Annotated in this window: 13 protein-coding genes; 6 read left to right on the forward strand and 7 right to left on the reverse strand. The window is 74.2% G+C overall.

Annotated features, from left to right (window positions below; all coding sequences use genetic code 11):
- Window positions 1-21 precede the first annotated feature (21 nt).
- Window positions 22-13320 (reverse strand): SDR family NAD(P)-dependent oxidoreductase, encoded by a 13299-nt coding sequence (locus RIN75_RS12575; protein ID WP_309112042.1) that lies wholly within the window; start codon window positions 13318-13320, stop codon window positions 22-24.
- A 304-nt stretch (window positions 13321-13624) separates the two neighbouring features.
- Between RIN75_RS12575 and RIN75_RS12580 the strand changes: the two genes are divergently transcribed.
- Complete coding sequence (locus RIN75_RS12580; protein ID WP_309112043.1) at window positions 13625-15172, forward strand: aminotransferase class III-fold pyridoxal phosphate-dependent enzyme; 1548 nt, start codon at window positions 13625-13627, stop codon at window positions 15170-15172.
- Between the two features lie 97 nt (window positions 15173-15269).
- Here RIN75_RS12580 and RIN75_RS12585 read toward each other — a convergent pair whose 3' ends face one another.
- Complete coding sequence (locus RIN75_RS12585; RefSeq protein ID WP_309112044.1) at window positions 15270-15701, reverse strand: PPOX class F420-dependent oxidoreductase; 432 nt, start codon at window positions 15699-15701, stop codon at window positions 15270-15272.
- Window positions 15702-15775: 74 nt separating this feature from the next.
- Window positions 15776-16930, reverse strand: coding sequence for an ROK family protein (locus RIN75_RS12590; RefSeq protein ID WP_309112045.1), 1155 nt, complete (start codon window positions 16928-16930; stop codon window positions 15776-15778).
- Window positions 16931-17014: 84 nt separating this feature from the next.
- Between RIN75_RS12590 and RIN75_RS12595 the strand changes: the two genes are divergently transcribed.
- From RIN75_RS12595 to RIN75_RS12605, 3 genes are read left to right on the forward strand one after another with little or no spacing between them, the layout of a single operon-like run.
- Entirely contained in the window at window positions 17015-17926 is a 912-nt protein-coding gene (locus RIN75_RS12595) for a glutamate ABC transporter substrate-binding protein (RefSeq protein ID WP_309112046.1), read from the forward strand.
- Window positions 17926-18570, forward strand: coding sequence for an amino acid ABC transporter permease (locus RIN75_RS12600; RefSeq protein WP_309112047.1), 645 nt, complete (start codon window positions 17926-17928; stop codon window positions 18568-18570). Before RIN75_RS12595 ends, RIN75_RS12600 begins: the two co-directional genes overlap by 1 nt.
- Complete coding sequence (locus tag RIN75_RS12605; RefSeq protein WP_309112048.1) at window positions 18567-19343, forward strand: amino acid ABC transporter permease; 777 nt, start codon at window positions 18567-18569, stop codon at window positions 19341-19343. Before RIN75_RS12600 ends, RIN75_RS12605 begins: the two co-directional genes overlap by 4 nt.
- Window positions 19344-19348: 5 nt before the next feature.
- Here RIN75_RS12605 and RIN75_RS12610 read toward each other — a convergent pair whose 3' ends face one another.
- Window positions 19349-19879: a hypothetical protein gene (locus tag RIN75_RS12610; RefSeq protein WP_309112049.1), complete on the reverse strand. Its 531-nt coding sequence runs from the start codon at window positions 19877-19879 to the stop codon at window positions 19349-19351.
- A 180-nt stretch (window positions 19880-20059) separates the two neighbouring features.
- Here RIN75_RS12610 and RIN75_RS12615 point away from each other — a divergent pair, with 180 nt between their 5' ends.
- On the forward strand, window positions 20060-20578 hold the full coding sequence (locus tag RIN75_RS12615) for a hypothetical protein (RefSeq protein ID WP_309112050.1): 519 nt from the start codon (window positions 20060-20062) through the stop codon (window positions 20576-20578).
- A 46-nt stretch (window positions 20579-20624) separates the two neighbouring features.
- On the opposite strand, the gene RIN75_RS12620 is transcribed toward RIN75_RS12615, so the two are convergent.
- The gene (locus tag RIN75_RS12620; protein ID WP_309112051.1) at window positions 20625-22226 is read right to left on the reverse strand and encodes an ATP-binding cassette domain-containing protein; all 1602 of its coding nucleotides are present in this window, start codon (window positions 22224-22226) and stop codon (window positions 20625-20627) included.
- A gap of 420 nt (window positions 22227-22646) precedes the next feature.
- Here RIN75_RS12620 and RIN75_RS12625 point away from each other — a divergent pair, with 420 nt between their 5' ends.
- Window positions 22647-23174: an SgcJ/EcaC family oxidoreductase gene (locus RIN75_RS12625; RefSeq protein WP_309112052.1), complete on the forward strand. Its 528-nt coding sequence runs from the start codon at window positions 22647-22649 to the stop codon at window positions 23172-23174.
- A gap of 31 nt (window positions 23175-23205) precedes the next feature.
- Here RIN75_RS12625 and RIN75_RS12630 read toward each other — a convergent pair whose 3' ends face one another.
- A complete protein-coding gene (locus RIN75_RS12630) occupies window positions 23206-24567 on the reverse strand; it encodes a HAMP domain-containing sensor histidine kinase (protein ID WP_309112053.1) in 1362 nt (453 codons plus the stop codon).
- A complete protein-coding gene (locus tag RIN75_RS12635) occupies window positions 24564-25220 on the reverse strand; it encodes a response regulator transcription factor (protein WP_309112054.1) in 657 nt (218 codons plus the stop codon). The genes RIN75_RS12630 and RIN75_RS12635 overlap by 4 nt, the downstream gene beginning before the upstream one ends.
- Window positions 25221-25344: the final 124 nt, after the last annotated feature.

Here is a 25344-nt window from a genome sequence, read left to right on the forward strand (position 1 = left end):
CCAGGCTCTCGTCGGGACGGCTCAGCTGTCGGCTCGGCCGAGTTGGTTGTCGATGAACGCCAGCAGCTCCGCGGTGGACGCCTCCTCGATGGCCGCGTCCGGCGTGCCGGCGGTGATCCCGGAGCCGTGCCAGGTCTCCATCCAGCGGGAGAGGATCGTCTGGAGGCGGACGGTGATCGTGTCCCGGCTCCGGTCGTCCTCCCCGATGCCGGACAGGACGTCCTCCAGCTTGTCCAGCTCCGCCAGCACCGGTGACGCGGTCGGCGCGGCGCTCTCCGGGGCGATCTCCCGGAGCAGGAACGCGGTCAGGGCGGCCGGGGTCGGGTAGTCGAACACCAGCGTGGCGGCCAGTTTCACGCCCACCGCCGCGCCGAGCCGGTTGCGCAGCTCGACCGCGGTCAGCGAGTCGAAGCCCAGCTCCTGGAAGGGCCGCTCGGGGTCGACGGCGTCCGCGTCGCGGAGACCGAGCACCGCCGCCACCTGGCCCGCGACCAGCCGCAGGACGGTCGCCTCGTGCTGGTCGGCGGGCAGCTCGGCGAGCCGTTGCGCCAGGGGCAGGCCGTCGTCTTCGGTGGGCCGCGTGGCGGGCGGGACCAGACCGCGCAGCAGCGGGTTGACCTCGCCGCCGGCGCGCGCGGCGTCCAGGTCGAGCGGGGTCGCGGTCAGCGCGGCGTCGGGCAGGCCGAGCGCGGCGTCGAGCACGGCCAGGCCGTGGGCCACGCCGACCTGGGCGAACCCGTCGCGGCGCAACCGGGCCAGGGCGGCGTCGGTCGCGCCGGCGCCGATGCCGCCGTCGACCTCCCACAGGCCCCAGCCCAGCGCGGTCGCGGGCAGGCCGCGGGACGCCCGGTGCCGGGCCAGTCCGTCCAGGAACGCGTTGGCCGCGGCGTAGTTGGCCTGCCCCGGACCACCGGTGACGCCCGGCAGCGCGGAGAACAGGACGAACGCCGACAGCGCCACGCCCTCGGTCAGCTCGTGCAGGTGCCACGCGCCGTCGACCTTGGCCCGCAGCACGCGCTCCAGCTGCGCGGGCTCCAGCTCGGTCACCGGGTTGCCGTCGAGCACGCCGGCCGCGTGCACCACGGCGGTCAGCGGGTGCTCGGCCGGGACGCCGGCCAGCAGCGCGGCCACCGCGTCGCGGTCCGCGACGTCGCACGCGGCGATCTCCACCGACGCGCCGTGCTCGGCCAGCTCCCGCCGCAGCGGCTCGGCGCGCTCGGCGTCCGCACCGGACCGGTTCACCAGCAGCAGGCGCCGCACGCCGTGCGCGGTCACGAGGTGGCGGGCGACCTCCGCGCCCAACGCCCCGGTGCCCCCGGTGATCAGGACCGTGCCCGAGGTGGGCCAGCCGCCCGGCCCGGCGTCCGGGACGGAGTCGCCGACCCGGCCGAGCCGGGGCGCCAAGACCTCTCCGCCGCGCACGGCGGCGGCGGGCTCGTCGGTGTCGAGCAGCGCGGCGAGCAGCGCCAGGTCGACGGTGTCGGTGTCGACCAGGACGATCCGGCCCGGGTTCTCCAGTTGCGCCGAGCGGACCAGACCCCACAGCGCGGCGGCGGCCGGGTCGCACACGTCGGTCTCGGCGGCGACCACGGCGCCCCTGGTGAGCACCACCAGCCGGGTCTCGGCCAACCGCTGGTCGGCCAGCCACGCGCGCAGTGACGCCAGCACGCCCGAGGTGGCCGTGCGGGTTCGCGCCGCGGCGTCGTCGCCGGGCTCGACGTCGGCGTTCAGCAGCAGCACCTCGGCGGCCTCGGTGACGGCGGTGACGTCGTCGAACACCGGCAGGTCGGTCCGCGTGCCGCCGATCGCGGCCCAGCGGGCCGGCGGCGTGCCCGGGGTCAGCGGCAGCGCCGTCCACTCCAGCCGGTGCAGCGACCGGGTGGGGCCGGGGCCGCCGACCACGTCGGCCGGGGTCCGGTCGCGCCAGGTGACCGAGTCCACGGTGGCGACCAGGCCGCCGTCCGCGTCGGTCAGCAGCACCGACGCGGTGTTCTCGCCGGTCGGCGTGACCAGCGCCCGCACCGCCGAGACGCCGGTGGCGTGCAGCCGCAGCCCGCGCCACCCCTCGGCCAGGTGGCCGCGGGTGACGCCCGCGAGCGCCAGGGCCTCGCGCAGCAGGGTCGGGTGCAGGCCGAACCCGGCCGCGTCCCGGGTGTGCCCGTCGCCGAGCCGCAGGTCGACCGCGGTCCCGTCGCCACGTCGTGCCGGGGTCGTGGTCTCGGCGGTCAGCACGCCGGTGGCCACCCGGACCCACTCGCCCTCGGCGACCTCGGCGTGCACGGACACCGCACGCCGACCGCTCTCGTCCGCCTCGCCGACGCGGGCCTGCACGGACGTGGCACCCGACTCCGGCACGGCCGGCTCGGCCGCCACCGCCAGCTCGGCCACGACCGGGCAGCCGACCTCGCGGCCGGCCCAGGCGGCCGCCTCGGCCAGCGCCGACGCGGGCAGCACCACGGTGTCGGACACGGTGTGCTCGGCCAGCCACGGGTGCGCGGCCTGCGACGCCAGGCCGGTGAACAACGCCTCGTCGGTGTCGGCCAACCGCACCGTCCCGCCCAGCACCGGGTGGTCACCCGGCTTCGGGCCGAACGCCACCGGCACGCCCGGCGACTCCAGCCAGTACCGCTCGCGCTGGAACGGGTACGGGGGCAGGTCGACGACCTCCGCCCCGGTGCCGGCGAAGAACGCCGCCCAGTCCACCGGCACGCCCCTGGTGTGCAGCAGGCCCAGCGCACCGACCAGGGTGCGCGGCTCGTCCTGGCCGTTGCGCATGGCCGGGATCGGCACCGCGCGCTCCACGCAGGCCGCGGCCATCGCCGACAGCACCCCGTCCGGGCCCAGCTCCAGCATCGTGGCGACGCCCTGCGCCTCCAGCTCGCGGACGCCGTCGACGAACCGGACGGGCAGGCGCACGTGGTCCACCCAGTAGTCCGGGGTGGTCCACCGGTCGCCGGACTCGACCTCGCCGGTCACCGTCGACACCACCCTGATCTTCGGCCGGTGGAAGGTCAGCCCTTCCGCGACCGCCCGGAACTCCTCCAGCATCGGCTCCATCCGAGGCGAGTGCGACGCGACGCTGACGGCCAGGCGCCTGGTCCGGCGCCCGCGTTCCTTCCAGAGCGCGGCGACGGCCTCCGCCGCGTCGGTGTCGCCGGAGACGACGACCGACCGCGGGCCGTTGATGGTGCCGATGACCACCCGGCCGGACGCCGGCAGCGTCTCCAGGACCTCCTGCTCGGTCGCCTCGATCGCGATCATCGCGCCGCCGTCGGGCAGCCCGTTCATCAGCTGGCCGCGCGCGGTGACCAGCGTGGCCGCGTCCGGCAGGGACAGCACCCCGGCGACGTGCGCGGCGATCAGCTCGCCGGTCGAGTGGCCGATGAGGAAGTCCGGGTGCACGCCCCACGCGGCGAGCTGGCGGAACAGCGCGACCCCCACCGCGAACAGCCCGGCCAGCAGGTTGTCGATCCGGTCCAGGTCCTCGCCGGTGTCGATGACCTCCCGCAGCGGTCGCGGCAGGCCCTTGTCCAGTTCGTCGGCCACCTCGTGGAAGGCGTCCCGGAACACCGGGAACGCTTCGCACAGCTGCTTGGCCATGCCCACGCGCTGCGCGCCGCCACCGGTGAACATGAACGCGGTCAGGCCCTCGGTGCGCACGCCGCGCACGGCTTCGGGGCCGTCGGCGGCCAGCTCGGACAGGCCGCGCAGCAGCTCGTCGCGGTCGGCGGCCACGACCACGCCGCGGTGCGCGAGCGCGGACCTCGTGGTGGCCAGGGACAGGGCGACGTCGAGCCGGTCCACATCGCCCTCGGCCAGCAGCTCGCCGATCCGGGCCGCGTGGGCGCGCAGGCCCGCGACCGAGCTGCCGGAGAGCAGCCACGGCACCACCGGAAGCTCAGCGGTGACGGGGGTGTCGGTCTCGGCCGGGGCCTCGGGCGCCTCCTCGATGATCACGTGCGCGTTGGTGCCGCTGATGCCGAACGACGACACCGCGGCCCGCCGGGGCTCGCTCCCCCGGTCCCACGGTTGTTCCCCGGTCAGCAGCGCCAGCCCGCCGGACGACCAGTCCACGTGCGGCGACGGCGTCTCCGCGTGCAGGGTGCGGGGCAGCGTCCGGTGCCGGATCGCCTCGACCATCTTGATGACGCCGCCGACCCCGGCCGCCGCCTGGGAGTGGCCGATGTTGGACTTCAGCGAGCCCAGCCACAGCGGCCGATCGGCGTCGTGCGCGGCGCCGTAGGTGGCCAGCAGCGCCTGCGCCTCGATCGGGTCGCCCAACGGGGTGCCGGTGCCGTGCGCCTCGACGACGTCCACGTCGGCCGGGCTCAGGCCCGCGTTCGCCAGCGCCTGCCGGATCACGCGCTCCTGCGACGGCCCGTTGGGCGCGGTGAGCCCGTTGGACGCGCCGTCCTGGTTGATCGCGGAGCCGCGCAGCACCGCCAGCACCCGGTGCCCGTTGCGCCGGGCGTCGGACAGCCGTTCCAGCAGCAGCAGGCCGACGCCCTCGCTCCACACCGTGCCGTCGGCGTCGGCGGAGAACGACTTGCAGCGGCCGGACGGCGACAGCCCGCGCTGCCTGCTGAACTCGATGAACGAGCCGGGGCCGGCCATCACGGTCACCCCGCCCGCCAGCACCAGGTCCGACTCGCCCGACCGCAGGGCCTGCCCGGCCAGGTGCAGGGCCACCAGCGAGGACGAGCACGCCGTGTCGACGGTGACCGCGGGCCCCTCCAGCCCGTAGGTGTAGGCCAGGCGCCCGGAGATCACGCTGGAGGTGTTGCCCACCAGCAGGAACCCCTCGAACTCCGGCGGCACGGACTTCAGGTGCGCGGCGTAGTCGTCGTACATCGCCCCGACGAACACGCCGGTGTTGCTGCCGCGCAGGGTGGCCGGGTCGATCGCGGCGCTCTCGAAGGTGTGCCACGCCGTCTCCAGCAGCAGCCGCTGCTGCGGGTCGGTCGCGGTGGCCTCGCGCGGGGAGATGCCGAAGAAGTCCCGGTCGAACAGGTCGGCGTCGTGCAGGAAGCCGCCCTCCCTGATGTAGGAGGTGCCGATGGCCTCCGGGTCGGGGTCGTAGAGCCCGTCGAGGTCCCAGCCCCGGTTGGTCGGGAACCCGCTGATGGCGTCGCCGCCTTCGGCGACCAGCCGCCACAGGTCCTCCGGCGAGCGGACACCGCCCGGGTAGCGGCAGGCCATGCCGATGATCGCGATCGGCTCGTCGTCGGCGACGGTGGCCTTGACCGCGGCGCCGGCGGCGGCCTCGCCACCCAGCCTGCCCAGCAGGTACGCGGCCAGCGCCCGCGGGCTCGGGTGGTCGAACACCACCGTGGACGGCAGTGTCAGCCCCGTCGTGGCGCCGAGCTGGTTGCGCAGCTCGACCGAGGTCAGCGAGTCGAAGCCCTGGTCCTTGAACGCCCGGGCGGGCTCCACGGCCGCGCCGGAGGTGTGGCCCAGCGCGAGTGCCGCCGTGTTGCGCACCAGCTCCAGCACGGCGGGCTCGCGCTCGGCCTCGGGCAGCGCGCTGATCCGCGCGGCCCAGCCGTCCGGGACCGCCCGGCGTTCGGCCCGCCGGGGCCGGACCAGGCCGTGCCACAGCCTCGGGCGCTCGCCGCCGGCCGCCAGGTCCAGCGCGGCGGGCACGAGCAGCGGGTGGCCCGAGCCGAGCGCCTCGTCGAACATCGCCAGGCCCTGCGCCGGGGTCAGCGGGGTCACGCCGGCGCGGGACCAGCGCCGCACGTCCGCCTCGGACAGGGTCGCGCCCATGCCCTCGGCTTCCGCGCCCCACAGGCCCCACGCCAGCGAGGTCGCGGCCAGTCCTTGGGCGGCGCGGTGGGCGGCCAGCGCGTCGAGGTAGGTGTTCGCCGCGGCGTAGTTGGCCTGCCCGGCCGTGCCCAGGATGCCGGAGACCGACGAGAACAGCACGAACGCGGCGAGGTCGTCGTCGGCGGTCAGGGCGTGCAGGTGCCACGCGCCGTCGACCTTGGGCCGCAGCACGGTGGCGACCTGGTCGGCGGTCAGCGCCGTGATGGTCGCGTCGGCCAGGACGCCCGCGGTGTGCACGGCCGCGGTCAACGGGTGCTCGGCGGGGACCAGCGCCAGGGCGGCGGCGAGCGCGTCCCGGTCGGCGACGTCGGCCGCGGCGACCAGGACCTGCGCGCCCGCCGCCGTCAGGTCGTCGACCAGCGCGGCGCAGCCGGGGCTGTCCGCCCCGCGCCGGCTGACCAGCAGCAGGTGCCGCACGCCGTGCGCGGCGACCAGGTGCCGGGCCACCACGGCGCCCAGGCCGCCGGTGCCGCCGGTGATCACGACGGTGCCGTCGGGGTCGATCGCCCGACCGGTCGGCTCGGGCGCGGACCGGGCCAGGCGGGCGGCGTGCAGCCGGCCCGAGCGGATGGCGACCTGCGGTTCCCCGCTCGCGGCGGCCGCGAGGACCAGGGTGTCGTCCGAGCCGTCCGTGTCGACCAGCACCAGGCGACCGGGGTGCTCGGCCTGCGCCACCCGGACCAGGCCCCACACGGGCGCGTGCGCCAGGTCGTCGACCCGGTCGCCGGGCAGGGCGGCGACCGCGCCGCTGGTGACCAGGACCAGGGTGGCGTCGGCGAACCGCTGGTCGGTCAGCCACTCCCGCACCAGCGCGAGGGCCGAAGCGGTGGCCTCGTGCGCGTCGGCGGGTGAGTCGCCGCCGCCGGTCAGCGTGGCCACCACGACGTCGGCGCGTTCGGTGTCGGCCAGGGTGGCGGCCAGGTCGGCCCGGGTCAGCGCCCCGGTGCCGGGGGTCGCGATCGGGGGCCAGGTGACGGCGAACAGCGAGCTGCCCTGGCCCGCCTTGCCGATCACGGCGCGGGGGACGCCGCGCAGGGTCAGCGACTCGACGGTGAGCACCGGCGCGCCGGTGGTGTCGGTCAGCTCCAGCCGGACCGCGTCCCGCCCGGTCGGCGACACTCGCACCCGCGCGGCCGTCGCTCCCCTGGTGTGCAGGGTGACGCCCTCCCAGGCGAACGGCAGCCGGATCTCGTCGCGGTCGCGTGCCGCGTCGGGCAGCAGCGGGTGCAGGGCCGCGTCGAACAGCGCGGGGTGCAGTCCGAACCGGTCGTCGTGGTCGGCGTCCGGCAGCGCGATCTCGGCCAGGACGTCCGAACCCGCCCGCCACACCGACCGCAGCCCCTGGAACACCGGGCCGTAGTCGTAGCCGAGCCCGGCCAGCGCCGGGTAGGCGTCGTCGACCGGCTCGGCCACCGCGCCCGCCGGCGGCCACGGGGTCACCGCCGCGGCGGGGCGTTCCCCGGCGGGGCCCAGCAGGCCCGCGGCGTGCTCGGTCCACGCGGCGGCCGGGTCGTCGGCGGCCGGCCTGGAGTGGACGGTGAACCGGCGCGCGCCGGAGTCGTCCGCGGCGGCCACCCTGACCTGCACCCGCACCGACTCCCCGGCGGGCAGCGGCAGCGGGGCCTGGAGCGTCAGCTCCGCCACCCGCTCGGCGCCCGTGTGCTCGCCGGCGGCGAACGCCAGTTCCAGGAACGCGGTGGCGGGCAGGAGCGCCACGCCTTCGATGACGTGGTCGGCCAGCCACGGGTGCGTCCTGGTCGACAGCACGCCGGTCAGCACCGCGCTCCCGTCGTCGGCCACGTCGACCACGCCGCCCAGCAGCGGGTGCCCGGCCGGTTCGACGCCGAGGCCGCGCGCGTCGGGACGGGAGCTTGCGGTCAGCCAGAAGTGCTCGCGCTGGAAGGCGTACGTCGGCAGGTCGGCGGGGACGGCGTCCGGGAAGAACGGCCTGAGGTCGACCTCGGCGCCGGCCGCGTGCGCGGCCGCCAAGCCGGCCACGAAGGTGTCGACCTCCGGCCGGTCCGCGCGGGCCAGCGGCACGGCGGTCGCGGTCGCGCCGGCCGCCTCCACGGTCCCCCGCGCCTGTGCGGTCAGGACCGCGTCCGGGCCGATCTCCACGAGCACCGTCGCGCCCAGGCCGGTCGCGGTCACCACGGCGTCGTGGAACCGGACCGCCGAGCGGATCTGGTCGACCCAGTAGTCGGCGGTGGTGATCCGCTCCGGGGCCACGACCGCGCCGGTGACGGTGGAGACGACCGGGATGACCGGCGCGTGGAAGGTCAGCCCTGCGGCGACCGCGCGGAACTCGTCGAGGATGTCGTCCATGTGCGGCGAGTGGAACGCGTGGCTGACGCGCAGCGCCCGCACCCGGTGGCCCTTGTCCTTCCACTGCTGTGCCACGCGGTGCGCGACCTCCGCGTCACCCGCGATCACCACCGCCCGCGGGCCGTTCACGGCGGCGATGTCGACCAGCCCGGCGTGCTCGGCGATCGAGGCGGCGACGGCGTCGGGCTCGGCCTCGATCGCGACCATCGCGCCGTCCGACCGCGCGGCCTGCATCAGCCTGCCGCGGGCGGCGACCAGCGTCGCGGCGTCCTCGGCGGAGAGCACCCCGGCCACGTGCGCGGCGGCCAGTTCGCCGATCGAGTGCCCGGCCACCAGGTCCGGCGTCACGCCGTGGTGCGCGGCCAGGCGGTGCAGCGCCACCTCGACGGCGAACAGCGCGGGCTGGGTGTACCGGGTCTGGTCGAGGTCCTGCCCGCTCTCGACGACCTCGCGCAGCGGTCGGTCCAGGTGCGGGTCGAGGTGCGCGGCGATCTCGTCGAACGCCTCGGCGAACACCGGGAACTCGGCGTGCAGCGCCATGCCCATGCCGACCCGCTGCGCGCCCTGCCCGGTGAACATCAGCAGGGTCTTGCCGGTCGACGCCGTCCCGCGCACCACGGTCGGGGAGGCGTCGCCGGCCGCGAGCGCGGCCAGCCCGTCGAGCCGGTCCTGCGCGGTCGAGCCGAGCACCACCGCGCGGTGGGCGAACGGGGTGCGGGTGGTCGCCAGGGCGAGGCCGATGTCGGCCGGGTGCGCGTCCGCGCGGGCGAGCACGAACTCGCGCAGCCGCGCGGCCTGGGCGCGCAGGCCGTCGCCGGTCGGCGCGGACAGCACCCACGGCGCCCGCGCCGGGTCACCGCCGCCGGACCGCTCCGGCTGCGGCTCCACCTCGATGACGGCGTGGGCGTTGGTGCCGCTGATCCCGAACGACGACACGGCCGCGCGGCGCGGCCGCCCGGTCTCCGGCCACGCGCGGTTCTCGGTGACCAGCGAGACCGCGCCCGAGGCCCAGTCCACGTGCGGCGTCGGCTCGTCCACGTGCAGGGTGGCCGGGACGACCCCGTGGCGCATCGCCTGCACCAGCTTGATCACGCCACCGACCCCGGCCGCGGCCTGGGCGTGGCCGATGTTGGACTTGAGCGACCCGAGCAGCACCGGCTCCCGGTCGCCCCGGTCGGCGCCGTAGGTGGACAGCAGCGCCGTCGCCTCGATCGGGTCGCCCAGGCTGGTGCCGGTGCCGTGCGCCTCGACCACGTCGACGTCGGCGCCGGTGAGCCCGGCGTCGGCGAGGGCCTGGCGGATCACCCGCCGCTGCGCCAGGCCGCTCGGCGCGGTCAGGCCGTTGGACGCGCCGTCGGAGTTGACCGCCGAGCCCCGCACCACGGCCAGCACCGGGTGCCCGTTGCGGCGGGCGTCGGACAGCCGCTCGACCACGAGCAGGCCCACGCCCTCGGCCCACGCGGTGCCGTCGGCGGCGGCGGCGAAGGACTTGCAGCGGGCGTCGGGGGCGAGGCCCTGCTGGCGGGAGAACTCCAGGAACATGCCCGGCGTCGACATCACCGCCACGCCGCCCGCGATCGCCAGCGACGTCTCGCCCCGGCGCAGCGACTGGACGGCCAGGTGCAGCGCCACCAGGGACGACGAGCACGCGGTGTCGACGGTGAGGGCGGGGCCGAGCAGGCCCAGCTGGTAGGCGATGCGGCCGGACATGACGCTGGCCGTGCCGCCGGTGAGCAGGTGCCCCTCGACGTTCGCCGGCGCGTCGTGCATCCGCGGTCCGTAGTCGAACGTCGTGGCGCCGATGAAGACACCGGTGCGGGAGCCGCGCAGGTCGCGGGGGACGAGACCGGCCCGTTCCAGCGCCTCCCACGTGGTCTCCAGCAGCAGCCGCTGCTGCGGGTCCATCGCCTGCGCCTCGCGCGGGGAGATCCCGAAGAAGCCGGCGTCGAAGCGGCCCGCGTCGTGCAGGAAACCGCCCTCGCGCACCGAACTGCGGCCGGACGCGCCGGGATCGGGGTCGAACAGGTCCTCGGGCCAGCCGCGGTCGGCGGGGAACCCGGAGATGGCGTCGCCGTTGCCCGCGACCAGCGCCCACAGGTCCTCCGGCGAGGCGACCCCGCCGGGGTAGCGGCACGCCATCCCGATGATGGCGATGGGCTCGTCGTCCGCCACCGCGGCGACCTCGTCGACGTCGTCGGCACCGCCGCCGAGCCGGGCGTCGAGGTGCGCGGCCAGCGCGGCCGGCGTGGGGTGGTCGTAGAGGGTGCTCGACGGCAGGTCCAGCCCGGTGGCCGCGGCGAGGGCGTCACCGAGTTCCACGGTCATCAGCGAGGTGAAGCCCAGCTCGCGGAACGGCAGGTCGACCTCGACCGCCTTGCCGGGTGCCAGGCCGAGGACGGCGGCGACGTGCGCGTTCACCAGGTCGGCGGCGCGGGCGGGTCGGCCGGTGGTGACCGGGCGCGGCGCGGGTGCGGGGGTGGCGCGCGGCGCGGGTGCGGGCTCGGCCGGGCCTTCGGTGACCCAGAAGCGCTCGCGCTGGAAGGCGTAGGTCGGCAGGTCGACGCGGCGCGCGCCGGTGCCCGCGAACACCTGGCTCCACTCCAGCTCGACGCCGGACACGACCAGCCGGGCCACCGCCGTCATCGCGGTGCGGGGCTCCGGCTTGTCCTTGCGCAGCACCGATTCCGCGCGCACCGCGGACCGGTCGACGACGCTTTCGGCGACCATGGCCGAGCACACGCCGTCCGGGCCGAACTCGACGACCGTGCGCACCCCCGCCGCCTCCACGGCACGCGCGGCGTCGGCGAAGCGGACGGTCGCGCGGACCTGCTCCACCCAGTACTCCGGGGACGCCAGGAGTTCGGGGGCGGCGACCTGTCCGGTCACCGTGGAGACCACCCTGATCCGCGGCGGGTGGAACTCCAGACCGGACACGACGGCGCGGAAGTCGTCGAGCATGGGCTCCATGCGGTGGGAGTGGAACGCGTGGCTCACCGCGAGCCGCTTGGTCTTGTGCCCGGCCTCCTTCAGCCGCGCGGCGGCGTCGAGCACGGCGTCCTCGTCACCGGAGAGCACCACCGCTTCGGGGCCGTTGACGGCGGCGATGGCCACGGTGTCGGACAAGTACTCGGCGACCTGTGCCTCCGTCGCGCCGACGGCCACCATGGCGCCGCCCTCGGGCAGCGCCTGCATCAGGCGTCCCCGTGCGGCGACGAGCGCGACGGCGTCGGGCAGGGACAGCACGCCCGCGACGTGCGCGGCGGCGACCTCGCCGATGGAGTGGCCCAGCACGAAGTCCGGTCGCAGGCCCCACGACTCGAACAGCCGGAACAACGCCACCTCGACCGCGAACAGCGCGGGCTGGGTGTACCCGGTCTGGTCGAGGTCTTCCCCGCTCTCGACCACCTCGCGCAAGGGCCGGTCCAGGAGCGGGTCGAGCAGCGCCACGACCTGGTCGAAAGACCGCGCGTAGACCGGGAACTCGGCGTGCAGCGCCATGCCCATGCCGACCCGCTGCGCGCCCTGGCCGGTGAACACGGCCGCGGTCGCGCCCGCCGACGCGACGCCGGTGACGAGCCCGGCGGCCGGGGCGCCCGCGGCCAGCGCGCGCAGGCCGGCGACCAGTTCGGCGCGGTCCGCGGCGACGACGGCGGCGCGGTGGGGGAACCGGGTGCGCGTGGTCAGCGCGGACCAGCCCACGGACGCGATGTCGGCGTCACCCGCCTCGACCGCGTCCGAGAGCCGCTCGGCCTGCGCGCGCAGCGCTTCCGGGCTCCGGCCGGTGACGACCACCGGCAGCGGTGCCGTGACGTCGGGCTGTCGGGCGCCGGTGGGCTCGGCGCGCCGCGCGGTCGGCGCGGGCTGCGCGGTCGGCGCTTCCGCGACGACGACGTGGCAGTTGGTGCCGCCCATGCCGAAGGAGCTGACGCCCGCGACGAGCCGGCGGTCCGGGTGCGGCCACGGCGAGCGGCTGGTGACCACGGAGAGGTTCAGCTCGTCGAACGGGATGGCCGGGTTCGGCGTCTCGAAGTTGAGGCTCGCGGGCAGTTCGCGGTGGGCGACCGCCAGCACGGTCTTCACCAGGCCGGTGATGCCGGCGGCGGCCTCCAGGTGGCCGATGTTGGTCTTCACCGAGCCGACGACCAGGGGGTCGCCGGACCGCTTGAGCGTGCCGATCGACGCGCCCAGCGCCGCGGCCTCGATCGGGTCGCCCACCGGGGTGCCGGTCCCGTGCAGCTCGACGTACTGCACGTCGTCCGGCGACACGCCCGCCCGGCGGTGCGCCGTCCGCACCACCTGCTCCTGCGCGAACGCGCTGGGCACCGTGAGCCCGGAGGTCGCGCCGTCGTTGTTGACCGCGCTGCCCAGCAGCACGCCGTGCACCCGGTCACCGTCGGCGAGGGCGGCCCGCAGCGGCTTGAGCACGACCACGGCGGCGCCCTCGCCGCGCGCGTAGCCGTTGGCGCGGGCGTCGAAGGTGTGGCAGCGGCCGTCGGGGGACAGCCCGCCGAACCGCTCGGCGCCCAGCACGGTCTCGGCGAGGATGTTGAGGTTCACGCCCGCGGCCAGCGCCAGCGCGGAGTCGCCCGAGCGCAGCGACTCGCACGCCAGGTGCACCGCGACCAGCGACGACGACTGGCTGGTGTCGACGGTGAGGCTGGCGCCGCGCAGGCCCAGGGCGTAGGAGACGCGGTTGGCGATGACGCCGCGGTGCACGCCCGCGTTGGTGTGCTGGGTGATCGCGGCCGAGCCCTGCCGGTAGACCAGGCCCGCGTAGTCCTCGCGCGCGGTGCCGACGAAGACCGAGGTCGGGCTGCCCTCCAGGTCGGCGGCGACGATCCCGGCGTCCTCCAGCGCGGACCAGGCCAGCTCCAGCAGCAGGCGCTGCTGCGGGTCCATCACCCGCGCCTCGCGCGGCGAGATGCCGAAGAAGGCGGCGTCGAAGTCGGCTATCGAGTCCAGGAAACCGCCTCGGCGCACCGGATCGCCCGGGTCGGCGGAGATCGGTTCCCAGCGGTGCGCGGGCATGTCGGTCAGCGCCTCGCGCCCGGACCGCAGCAGGTCCCAGAACGCGGCCACGTCCGGCGCGCCGGGCAGCAGGCAGGACATCCCGATGACCGCGATCGCGTCCTCGTGCTGGGTGCCGTGGAAATGCTGACTGCTCGACATGAGGTGTCTGCCCTTCGCTTGCCGCCGGAAACCGTGATGGGTTTTCCCAGACCGAAACCACTTCGACCCTAGGCACAACGCCCCGGCAGTTGATCCACCGGCGGTCTCCGACCGGTAAAACCGCGCGATCGACCACCCGGTTACCGGATTTCTTCCGATTTGAGCGCGGTAAAAATCCGGGAAGGATCACCGAATCGCCGCCCGCCGCGCGCCATTACCGGGGCTAGACCGGAGGTAGACGGTGATTCACCCGGCGTTGGCTACGGTCGGCCCCGCCAGCACCCGACGTGGAATGGGGAAGAAGATGAACCCAGTGGTCGACAAGCCCGAACTGGCCGAGCCGTACATGTTCGCCTGGCTGGCCGCCAACGGGCTCGGGGTCGAGTACACCAGGTCGAAGAAGGACTCCCTGTTCTACCGCGACGCCGACGGCGCCGAGGTCGAGGTGCTCGACCTCGTCGGCGGCTACGGGTCGACCATCCACGGGCACAACAACCCGGAGCTCGTCGAGTACGCGAAATCGCTCCTGGACGCCGGCACCCCGATCCACGCCCAGTTCTCCCGGCACCCCTACGCGAACGACCTCGCCTGGACGCTGAACACCATCGTGCGCCGCGAGCTGGGCACCGACGAGCACTACCAGGTGATCTTCGCCAACAGCGGCGCCGAGGCCAACGAGGTCGCCATCAAGCACGCCGAGATGGACCGCGTGCTCAAGATCGGCGAGGCGCTCGCCGAGGTGGAGGCCCACATCGAGGCCGCCATCGCAGCGGCGGCGGCCGGCGCCACGGTGGACGCGTCACCCCTGCCGGGCTCGACCCTCGACGAGGTCGTCGCCGCCCTGCGCGCGGCCAACACCGAGCGCGCCGCCACGCCGCCGGTCTACCTCGCCCCCAACGGTTCCTTCCACGGCAAGCTCGCGGGCAGCATCCAGCTCACCCACAACGTCAGCTACCGCACGCCGTTCAGCGCGATGGCCGCGCAGTGCCGGTTCCTGCCGCTGGAGCCCGACGCCGTCGCCGACGCGATCGCCGCGGAGAGCCGGACCCTGCTCGACCTCGCCGTGGACGGCGACGTCATCCGGGTGGTCGAGCGCCCGCTGCCGGTGATCAGCGCGTTCGTCCTGGAGCCCATCCAGGGCGAGGCGGGCATCCGGATCCTGGACGCCGACGCCCTCGCCCGCGTGCGCGAAGTCCTCGACGCCGCCGGCATCCGCGTCATCGTGGACGAGGTGCAGAGCGGCATGGGCCGCTCGGGCGCGTTCTTCGCCGCGTCGCACCTGGGGCTGCGCGGCGACTACATCACCCTGGCCAAGAGCCTGGGCGGCGGCATCGCCAAGGCGGCGGTCACGCTGATCCGGTCGTCGATCTACCGCACCGACTTCGAGCTGCTGCACACCTCCACCTACGCCAAGGACAGCTTCTCCACCCTCATCGCCGCGCGCGCCGTGGACATGCTGGAGGCCGACGACGGCGCGGCGTACCGGAAGGCGGCCGAGCGGGGCGACAAGCTGCTCGCCATGCTGAACTCGCTGCGCGAGGAGTTCGGCGACGTCGTCAAGGACGTGCGCGGCAAGGGTTTGATGACCGGTCTGGAGTTCCACGACCTGTCCGACTCGGAGTCCGACATCCTCGCCGAGCAGGCCCGGGGCGGCCTGATCGGGTACATGTTCTCGGGCTACCTGCTGCGCGAGCACAACATGCGGGTCTTCCCGACCGCCAGCGCCACCAGCACCCTGCGCTTCGAACCGTCCATCCACATCACCGACGAGGAGATCGCCCGCGCCGAGGTGGGTCTGCGCGCGCTCATCGGCCACATCCGGGCCGAGGACGGCAAGGCCCTGCTCGGCTGAGCCGTGCCCCTTGATGTCGGTGGGGCGAGGCCGCGGGAAAGGACCACGTGCACGGTCCTTCCCCGCGGCCGGCGCGGTCGTCGCCGCGCCGACCGGCTCAGTTGAGCTTCTCGCCGTAGACGCGCTCGACCTTGAGCGAGATGAGGACGCGCCGCTCGGCCACCATGACCGCCCGGTACTCGTCCCAGTCCGGGTGCTCGCCCGCGCCGAAGCGGTAGTAGTCGACTAACGCCTCGACCTCGGGCCCGTTGGGGTCGGTCCCCGGGCCGGTCAGGGTGACGGTGCCCTCGGCGGTCGCCCACGACCACCCGTCGGCGCTGGTGACCTCCAGCGCCGCGCGCGGGTCCCGGCGCAGGTTCGTGGTCTTGGCGTAGCCTTCGTTCGTCGACACCAAGATGACACCGGCGTCCCGGTCGTAGAAGTGATACACGGGGGACAGATGCGGGAAGCCGTTCCGCTTGAGTGTCGCGAGAACACCGATATTGCTTTTCGCGATCAGTTCGTGCGCGTTGAATGACGAAGCAGTCATGCCCGGATTATTGCGCTTCGCGGGGGCGTGACGATCTCGGGGTGGTCTCCGTCCCGTCTTGACCGGTCGAAGGATCACAGGCCTTTCTCCACCGCTTCGTTCACCCGTTCGGGAGCGAGCAGGTGTTCGAGCATGAGGTGTGCCCCGCCGGTCACGCCCGCCAGGTGCTTCGCCCTGGTGACGCGGACCTGGAGGTGTTCGGTGGCCATCGCCAGGCACCGTTCGTACACCGTGGCGCGCACGCTGGCCACGAACGCCTCCGCGCCGCTGAGCCGGCCGCCGATCACCAGGGCGTCGGGGTTGAAGAAGTTCACCACCGTCGCGAGGACCTCGCCCGTCGCCCGGCCCGCCTCGCGCAGCACGCGGGTCACCGTGGGGTCCCCGTCACCGGCCAGCGCCACCACGTCGGCGGGGTCCTCGACCGGCACACCGGCGGCGGTGAGGTCGCGGATCAAGGCCGCGCCGCTCGCCACCGCGTCCAGACAACCGTTGCGGCCACAGGAGCACTGGACGTGTTCCTTGCCCACCACGGGAAGGTGGCTGATGTCGCCGGCCGCGCCGACCGAGCCGCGATGGGGCCGGCCGGAGGCGATCACGCCGCACCCGATGCCGGTGCCCGCCTTCACGAACACCAAGTGCTCGACCGGGTCGACGGTGTGCTCGCCGATCGCCATCAGGTTGGCGTCGTTGTCCACGAGCACGGGAAGCGGGGTCATCCGCGCCATCTCGGCCCGCACGTCCGCGTTGTGCCAACCCGGCATCCGCGACGGTGACACCACCCGGCCGGTCCGCGCGTCCACCGGCCCCGGCACCCCGACCGTGATGCCCCGCAGCCGGTCCGTCGGGCCCGACTCGCGCGTGATGTCCGCATGAACCCGCCGCAGCACCGACTCCGGGCCGTCCGCGATCCGCAACGGCCGGGACCGCGTGCGCAGCAGCGTGCCGCCCATGTCGAACAACGCCACCGAGCAGTGCCGGCTGCCGAGGTCGATCGCGGCCACCACGCCGAAGTCCGGGCGCAGCGCGAGCCGCCGCGGGCGCCGACCGCCCTGCGACTGCCCGGCCCCCACCTCGTGCAGGTAGCCGTGGTCGATCAGCGACTGGACGCGCAGCCCGGCGGTCGACGCGGACACCCCGATGCTCTTGGCCACGTCCGACCGCGACGCCGCCACACCGGCCCGGATGAGCTGGAGCACGGCCCCCGGTGAATCGGGAGCGACACCTGCCATGGCACCTACTTGCTGCGACCGAACCTTGACTTGCTTCGATTTTCGCACATACCGTGCTGATCGACGCAGCAAGCGGGAGGGACCATGAACCTTCGCACGGTGCTTGTAGTCAGCGGCCTGCTCGCCACGGCGCTCGCCGGGTGCGGCGGCGGAGGCGGGTCCGCCGTACCGCCTGCGGCCACCAGCCCCGACCTCTTAACGGGCGCGCCCATCGCGGACGCAGCCGCGATCCCGCCCGGCTCGACGATGGAGCGGATCAAGAAGCGGGGCAAGCTGATCGTCGCCGAGGCCCTCGACGCGCCACTGCTGTCCCAGCAGAACCCGACCAATCCCGACGAGGTCACCGGGTTCGACGCCGACCTGGCCAAGCTGCTCGCCGTGTACATCCTCGGCAAGCCCGAGGTCGAGATCGTCCCCCCGGCCACCGAGACCCGCGAGGCCCTGCTCGCCAACGGCACGGTGGACGTCGTGTTCAACACCTACACGATCACGCCGGAACGGTCCGAGCAAGTCACCTTCGCCGGCCCCTACTTCCTGTCCGGCCTCGCCGTGGCCGTCAAGACCGGCACCACGGGGATCAAGGGCATCGACGACCTCGCCGGCAAGAAGGTCATCGTGGGCGCGAACACCCCGGCGGTCACCGAAGTGCCCAAGCGGCAACCCACCGCCGCCGTGATCTCCTTCGGCACCGACCCGCAAGCCGTCACCGCGCTGCTGCAGGGCCGGGGCGACGCGTACGTCCAGGACCTCACCCTGCTGGCGAGCAACGCCAAGGCCAACCCGCAACTGACCGTCGTCGGCAACCCGTTCACCACCGAGCCCTACGGCATCGGGCTCAAGCACGGCGACACCGACTTCAAGCAGTTCGTCAACGACTGGCTCAAGAAGATCCAGGACAACGGCCAGTGGGCCGCCGCGTGGCGCAACTCGCTGGGCACGGTCGTGGACGCCGACCCACCGACCCCACCGGCCATCGGGTCGGTGCCCGGCTCCTGATGGCGGCCCTGCTCGACAACCTCGCGCCGCTGCTGCACGGCCTGCTGACCACGCTGTGGATGGCGGCGCTGTCGGCGGCGGGCGCGCTGGTGCTGGGCGTCGTGGTGACGGCCATGCGGGTCAGCCCGGTGCCGGTGCTGCGGGGTGTGGCGTTCGGGTACGTGCAGCTGTTCCTGAACGTGCCGCTGCTGGCGTTGCTGGTGCTGTTCGTGTTCGCGTTGCCGGACGCGGGCGTGCTGATGCCGTTGCCCGCCACCGCCGTGGTCGTGCTGGTGGTCTACGAGGCCGCGTACGTCGCCGAGGCCGTGCGCAGCGGCGTGAACACCGTCGTGCTGGGGCAAGCGGAGGCGGCCCGCGCGTTGGGCCTGACCTTCCGCCAGGCGCTGGGCTCGGTGATCCTGCCGCAGGCGCTGCGGGCCGTGGTGCAACCGCTCGGCAACGTCATGATCGCGTTGGTGATGAACACGTCGTTGTTCGCGGCGGTGGGCATCGTCGAACTCACCGCGGCGGCCAACAAGACCAACCTCGTGCACGCCCAACCGATCCCGATCTTCGTGGGCGCGGGGCTGACGTACATGGGTCTGGCGCTGCTGATCGGTCTGGGCACCGGCTGGGTCGAGCGGCGGGTGGCGATCCTGCGATGACCCTCCTCCACGACACCCCGGGGCCGCGCGCCCGGCGCCGGATCTTCGTCTGGTCGGTGGTCAGCGGGCTGGTGTTCGCCGGGCTGCTGGGGCTCGCGGTCGCGCGGTTCGCCGCCCACGGGCAGCTCGACGCGGCCCGGTGGGCGCCGTTCGCGCAGTGGCCGATCTGGCAGTACCTGCTCGTCGGCCTGCTCGGCACGCTGGAGGCGGCGGCGCACGTGGCCGTGCTGAGCGCGGTGGCCGGGGTGTTCCTCGCGTTGGGCCGGCTTTCGCGCGTTCGGGTGGTGCGGTGGCTCGCCACCGGCTACATCGAGGTCGCGCGGACGGTGCCGGTGCTGCTGATGATCTACGTGACGCTGTTCGCGCTGCCCGGCGTCGGGGTGAACCTGCCGCTGCTGTGGAAACTGGTGCTGCCGTTGACGGTCGCGAACTCGGCGGCGTTCGCGGAGATCTTCCGCGCCGGCGTGCTGAGCCTGCCCAGCGGGCAACCGGAAGCCGCGCTGTCGCTGGGGTTGACCCGGGCGCAGACCATGCGGTTCGTGGTGCTGCCGCAGGCGGTCCGGCACGTGACGCCGTCGTTGGTGAGCCAGTTGGTGAGCCTGGTGAAGGACACCTCCCTCGGCTACGTCGTGGCCTTCACCGAACTGCTGCACCGCGCGCAGGTGCTGTCGGCCTACAACCACCTGCTGGTGCAGACGTTCCTCGTCGTCACGGTGATCTACTTGGTGTGCAACGGCTCCCTGTCGTTCGTGGCCCACCGGCTCCGGCGGTGAACCGGTCACTCCCAGGTCACCTGGAGCAGGTCGGAGGTGAGTTGGGTCAGGCCGTTCACCGCGCAGTCCGCGTTGGTGTGCAACACGATCGGGTAGGCGTTCGCGGTGTCGCCCACCAGCGGGCCACTGGTGAAGTAGGCGCTGATCGTCAGGCGCCCGGAGGACGGGTCGGTGTTGACGGTGATCCGGAACTTGCTCTTCTCCCCCGTGTTCCAGGTCAACACCGCGCCTTCGAGGATCGTCATGACCGGCGCGCACGGCGCCGTGCCCAACGGCCTGCTCACCGTGCCGACCCCGGTCCGCACACCCGACTTCAGGCGCGTGTACCGACCGTTGGGCGACACGCAATCCACAAGCCCACCGCCCACGTCGGCCGTCGCCGTGGTGTTGGTGGCGGTCAACGGCGGGTCGAAGTTGAACTGGAAGTTCCCGGTGCACGTCAGATCCCCGGTCGCCGCCCGCGCCACCGCACCGGGGATGAGCGCCGTCACCAGGGCGATGACGAGCACGGCAACCGCACGGGGCGAACGCTTCATGAGTGCCTCCCGGAAGCGAGCCGAACCGGACAAATCCCACCGAAATCCTCCGGTCGCCGCACGACACCTGCCAAGCCGCCATTGGAGTAGAAGACTCCGCCGACCGGCGCAGCGAAAAACGGATTCATCGGACTTGGACATTCGGCGCGGTAACGCTCGCGCCAATGTGCGCCGGAAACCTTGGAATCCATCCGGTTGTCGCGCACGGCGGTCGAGAAGTCCCCGAAGAACTTCGACCAACGCATCGGCCGCCGGGCGGCCGGGTACCCGGAGGCGGACAGTGGAGGTGTGGCGATGAGGACGTTCGAGGGTTCCGTGGACGTGGCCGCGTCGGCGGACGTCGCCTACGGGTTGTGGCTGGAATGGGTCGCCGAACCCGGTGCCGAGATCACCGGACAGCGACCGCACGAGTTCATCGCCTGGCGGGCACCGGCGGCGCCGCTGCGGATCGGTACGGCGTTCTTCCGCCCGCTCGACGGCGGCACCACGAGGCTGGACGTGCGGGTGGTCGTCGAGCCGCACGGGATCTACGAGGAGGCCCTCGCCGCGAGCGACCTGACCACCCCCGGCACCGACCTCGCGGGCTTCAAGGACTTCGCCGACCACCACCACGCGGCCACCCCGCCGGACACCCGCCACCGAACGCCACCCGCTCCGACCAGGATGCCCGGCATCGGCAGGGCCATGGGCAAACCCTGAACCGCGGCTGCCCGGGTCCCGCGCTCGCAGGACCCGGGCAGCCGGCTCAGAGGGCGAGTCGCGGCCACGAACGGGTGTGGCGGAGGAGTTGCCGGTCGTGGGTGGCGATCACGACCGCCGCCTTCGTGGACGCGAGTGCCGCGGTCAGTTCGTCGACGAGCGTTGGCGAAAGGTGGTTGGTCGGCTCGTCGAGCAGCAGCACGTGCGGGCGGTCGGCCAGGACCAGGGCCAGGTCCAGCCGTCTCCGTGCGCCCACCGACAGTTCGGCCACCGGCCGGTGGGTGTCGTGCCGGTCGATCAGGCCCAGCTCGTGCAGGCCCGGCCCGGTCACCCCCGACCGGGCGAGGCGCAGGTCGTAGAGGTCGGCCGCGGTGCGCCGGCCGGGTGGGTCGGACTCCTGGGCCAACCGCCGGATCCGCGCCGCCCGGGCCCGCGTGACGCTGCCTGCGCTCGGCTCCAGGTCGCCCGCCAGCACCGCGAGCAGGGTCGACTTGCCCGCGCCGTTGGGTCCGGTGACCACGAGGCGGTCCCCGGGGTCAAGGGCCACGTCGACCGGGCGCGCCCGCCGCCCGGCGACGGTGACGCCGTCGGCCCGGAGCAGGGTCGCGCCGCCGTGCCCGGGCAGGTCCGGCATGGCGAACCGGGTCGGGGGCGGCGGGACGTCCACGACGTGCGCCGCCAGCTCCTCCTGCCGCCGGTGCACGGCCCGGACGAGCGCGGGGGCACGGGTGGCGCGGGTGTGCTTGCCGTGTCCCTTGTCGGGACGCCAGTTGTCGCGCAGGCGGTTCCGGGCCGCGGACAGGTCGTCGGCCAGTCGTCGGCGTTGCGCGACCTGGTCGGCGTGCAGCGCCTCCCAGCGGGCGCGTTCGGCTCGCCGGCCCGCCACGTAGCCGGCGTAGCCGCCGCCGTACACGCGCGGCTTGCCGTCGCTGGACGGGTCGAGGTCGATCACCGAGGTGGCGACGTCGGCGAGCAGCGCCCGGTCGTGGCTGACCAGCACGACCACGCCGGGGTGGGCCCGGAGCCGTTCGGTGAGGTGGTCGAGGCCCGCCGCGTCGAGGTGGTTGGTCGGCTCGTCGAGCAGCAGCACCTGGTGCCCGGCGCCGAGCAGGCAGGCCAGCCGCACGCGGTGGCGCTGCCCGACCGACAGCGTGCCGAGCGGACGGGTGCGGTCGTCGACGGCGTCGAGCGCGGCCAGCGAGAGTTCCACGCGCCGGTCGGCGTCCCACGCGTCCAACGCCTCCGCGTCCGCGAGTGCGGCGGCGTAGGCGTCGTCCGCGCCGGAACGGCCTTCGGCGAGCGCCTCGGTCGCGCGGTCCAGGCGCGTCAGCGCACGGCGCACGGCGGTCAGTTCGAGGTCGATCAGGGCGCCGACGGTGTCGTCGGGGCCGAGCGGGATCTGCTGGTCGGCGACGCCGAGCGAGCCCGAGCGGTGCGCTTCGCCGCGGTCGACGGGCAGGTCGCCGGCGAGCACCCGGAGCAGGGTGGTCTTGCCGCGACCGTTCTCGCCGACGACGGCGACCCGGTCACCGGCGGCGGCGACGAGGTCGACCCCGGCGAGCACGGGCCGCCCGCCGAAGGAGACGTGGACGCCGGACAGGCGCACGTGCGCGGCCCGCGCGGGGGCGAGCCGAGGTTGGGACGACATGAGGGGAATGCCTCCGACAAGAGGTGATGCGCGGAAAGGACGAGTCCGGCACCGCGGTCCGCGGCACCGGTGGAGGCGTCGTCCCTCAGAGGAACAGCAGTTGCTGCATCACGTCCACCACGGTAGCCGAGCCCGGAGTCGGAGACACCCGGATTCCGGCGTCGGTCACACCACGACGGCACCCGGGTTCCGGTGTGGGTCACACCACGACGGCACCCGGATTCCGGCGCGGGCCGCACCAGGGCGGCATCCGGATTCCGGCGCGGGTCGCACAAGGGCGGCGGTGTGTCGGACCGCAACAGCCGGCCCCGGCGATCTTGGACAACTCCTTACTCTCTGCTGTCACTTTCCTGGCCTGTTCCTGGCTGACGTACCTCCAAAGTGGAGGGTGTCACCCGAACAGGACCAAGGAGTTTGACGATGAGCAACAGGTTGCGTGTCCGGGTCACGGCGGCGGCCGGCGCGGTCATCGCGGTGGCCGCGCTCGCGGGGTGCGGCAGCGGGACCGCCGCGGCGGGCGGCGGCACGGCGGCGACCGGCAGCAGCACGGCGGCGGGCGGCGCGCAGGCGGCCCGGCCCACCACCCAGGAGGTGCAGGCGCTGTTCGACGAGTGGAACCGGGCCCTCGCGACGCTCGACCCGGCCAAGGTCGCCGACCGCTACACGACCGACGCGGTCCTGCTGCCGACCGTGTCGAACAAGGTGCGCGCCGGCCACGCGGAGATCGCCGACTACTTCGAGCACTTCCTCAAGGGCAAGCCGCAGGGGCAGATCCTCGACTCGCGCGTCTCGGTCCTGGGCCCGGACACCGCCCTGGACGCCGGCACCTACCGGTTCACCACGGCCTCGGGCCCGGTCGACGCCCGCTACACGTTCGTCTACGAGCGGACCAACGGCAAGTGGCTGATCAAGCACCACCACTCGTCCGCGATGCCCGAGAAGAACTGACCCGGCCGTGCCCGTGGCCCCGATCCGGGGGCTACGGGCACGCCCGCAGCACCACGCGCACCAGCAGCCCGCCGGTCTCGGCCGTGTCCAGGCCCACGGACCCGCCGTCGTCCGACACCAGCTGCTTCACGATCGCCAGCCCCAGCCCGGTCCCGGACCGGCCGGTCAGCCCGGGACCGCGCCAGAACCGGTCGAACGCGCGCGACTGGTCCGCCGGCGACATCCCCGGCCCCTGGTCGACCACCTCGACCACCCCCTTGTCCCCCTCGCGGAACGTCCGCACGACGATCACGCCGTCGTCCGGCGACACCTCCACCGCGTTGGACAGCACGTTGTCCAGCACCTGCTCCAGGTGCCCCGGACCGGCCAGCACCCGCAACGACGGGTCCGCCGCCTCGTGCCGCAGCGCCACGCCCCGCTCGTCGGCGGCGGCCCGCCACGCGCCGAACCGGTCCGACACCACGTCGGCCACCTTCACCGGCTCGGCCGCCGCCACCGCCGACTCGGCCCGCGCCAGCGTCAGCAGCCCGTTGACCAGCCTGCTCATCCGCACCACCTCGGCGGTGGCGTGGTCGACGTCCTCGCGCACGTACGGGTCGTCCACGCTGTCGGCGACGTTGTCCAGCGACAGCCGCAACGCGGTCAGCGGCGTGCGCAACTGGTGCGACGCGTCGCCGATGAACGCGCGCTGCGAGCCGAGCAGGGTGCCGATCGTCTCCGTCGCCGTGTTGAGCGTGCCCGCCAGGGTGCGGGTCTCCGGCGGCCCGGTCTCCTCCGCCCGCGCGGTCAGGTCGCCGTCGCGCAACCGGCTCGCCATGCGGTTCAGCTCCCGCAGCGGACGCGTCAGCCGCCGCGCCAGCCACACGCCCAGCAGCGCCGCCACCACCAGCACCGCGACCGCCAGCCCGGCCCGGAAACCCCAGATCTGCCACAGCCGCTGCGTGATCGGCGCCGACGGGTAGGCGATCCGCACCGCGCCGACCACCCGGCCGTCCGCCGACTCGGCGGGCACCGCCAGCACCAGCCCGTCCGCGCCGAGGGCGGACACGTGGTCCCAGCGCAGGAACTCCCGCCCGGCCAGGGCTTCGGCGAACGCCGGGTCGTCCGGGTCGGCGGGCGGCGGCAGCGGCGCGACCGCGGTGCGCCCCGCCGACAGCACGTCCAGCCGGCCCGGCGTCTCCTCCTGGTACGCCTCGGCGAGCCGGGCCAGCGCCTGCCGCGACGGGGCGTCGTCGGTGGCCAGCAGCAGCGCGGCGGTGTGCGCCTCGCGGCGGGCGGCGCTCTCGGCGTCGCCGTAGACCTGGCCGGTCAGGGTGAAGGCGACCGGCACCGTGAACGCGGCGAGGGCCACGGCCACCAGCAGCACGTAGCTCGCGACGAGCTGCCGGATCACGACAGCACCAACCGGAACCCGACCCCGCGCACGGTCTCCACCGCGGCGGCGTCACCGAGCTTGCGGCGCAGCGCGCCGACGTGCACGTCCAGCGTCTTGGTGGGCCCGAACCAGTTCGCGTCCCACACCGCCTCCATGATCTGCTCGCGGGTGAACGCCGCGCCGGGCGCCTCGGCGAGGAAGGCGAGCAGGTCGTACTCCTTGGGCGTCAGGGAGATCTCGACGCCGTCCACGAACACCCGCCGCGCCCGCCGGTCCAGGGCCAGCCGGTCCGACCGGACCGGCTCCGGCTGCGCCACCGCCGGCCGGACCCGCCGCAGCACCGCCCGCATCCGCGCGATGACCTCCCGCACGCCGAACGGCTTGGTCACGTAGTCGTCCGCGCCGATCTCCAGCCCGACGACCCGGTCGACCTCGTCGGCCCGCGCGCTGATCACGATGATCGGCACGTCCGACCGCGCGCGCAGGTCGCGGCACACGTCGAGCCCGTCCATGTCGGGCAGCCCCAGGTCGACCAGCACCACGTCCGCGACCTCGACCGCCAGCGCCTCGGCCCCCGTGCGCACCCACTCGACGTCGAACCCGTACCGCCCCAGCCCGCGCATCAGCGATTCGGCGATGGGCTCGTCGTCCTCAACCAGCAGCACCCGCATGGGCCCGATGATTCCATTGAGGACTTCGATCACCAGGCGCTACCTGGTCGAACCGCGGCCGGCTGCGGCGATCGGAGGAGTTCGTGCCTTCCTCGGGACGCGGTGTTCCCCTTGCGGGACAGGG

Origin of the sequence: Saccharothrix sp. (assembly GCF_031180885.1) — a bacterium.
Lineage (GTDB): Bacteria > Actinomycetota > Actinomycetes > Mycobacteriales > Pseudonocardiaceae > Actinosynnema.

Coding starts and splice junctions, on each gene's coding strand:
- RIN75_RS12575 (WP_309112042.1), bottom strand. CDS start 13,320: ATGTCGAGCAGTCAGCATTTCCACGGCACCCAGCACGAGGACGCGATC.
- RIN75_RS12580 (WP_309112043.1), top strand. CDS start 13,625: ATGAACCCAGTGGTCGACAAGCCCGAACTGGCCGAGCCGTACATGTTC.
- RIN75_RS12585 (WP_309112044.1), bottom strand. CDS start 15,701: ATGACTGCTTCGTCATTCAACGCGCACGAACTGATCGCGAAAAGCAAT.
- RIN75_RS12590 (WP_309112045.1), bottom strand. CDS start 16,930: ATGGCAGGTGTCGCTCCCGATTCACCGGGGGCCGTGCTCCAGCTCATC.
- RIN75_RS12595 (WP_309112046.1), top strand. CDS start 17,015: ATGAACCTTCGCACGGTGCTTGTAGTCAGCGGCCTGCTCGCCACGGCG.
- RIN75_RS12600 (WP_309112047.1), top strand. CDS start 17,926: ATGGCGGCCCTGCTCGACAACCTCGCGCCGCTGCTGCACGGCCTGCTG.
- RIN75_RS12605 (WP_309112048.1), top strand. CDS start 18,567: ATGACCCTCCTCCACGACACCCCGGGGCCGCGCGCCCGGCGCCGGATC.
- RIN75_RS12610 (WP_309112049.1), bottom strand. CDS start 19,879: ATGAAGCGTTCGCCCCGTGCGGTTGCCGTGCTCGTCATCGCCCTGGTG.
- RIN75_RS12620 (WP_309112051.1), bottom strand. CDS start 22,226: ATGTCGTCCCAACCTCGGCTCGCCCCCGCGCGGGCCGCGCACGTGCGC.
- RIN75_RS12625 (WP_309112052.1), top strand. CDS start 22,647: ATGAGCAACAGGTTGCGTGTCCGGGTCACGGCGGCGGCCGGCGCGGTC.
- RIN75_RS12635 (WP_309112054.1), bottom strand. CDS start 25,220: ATGCGGGTGCTGCTGGTTGAGGACGACGAGCCCATCGCCGAATCGCTG.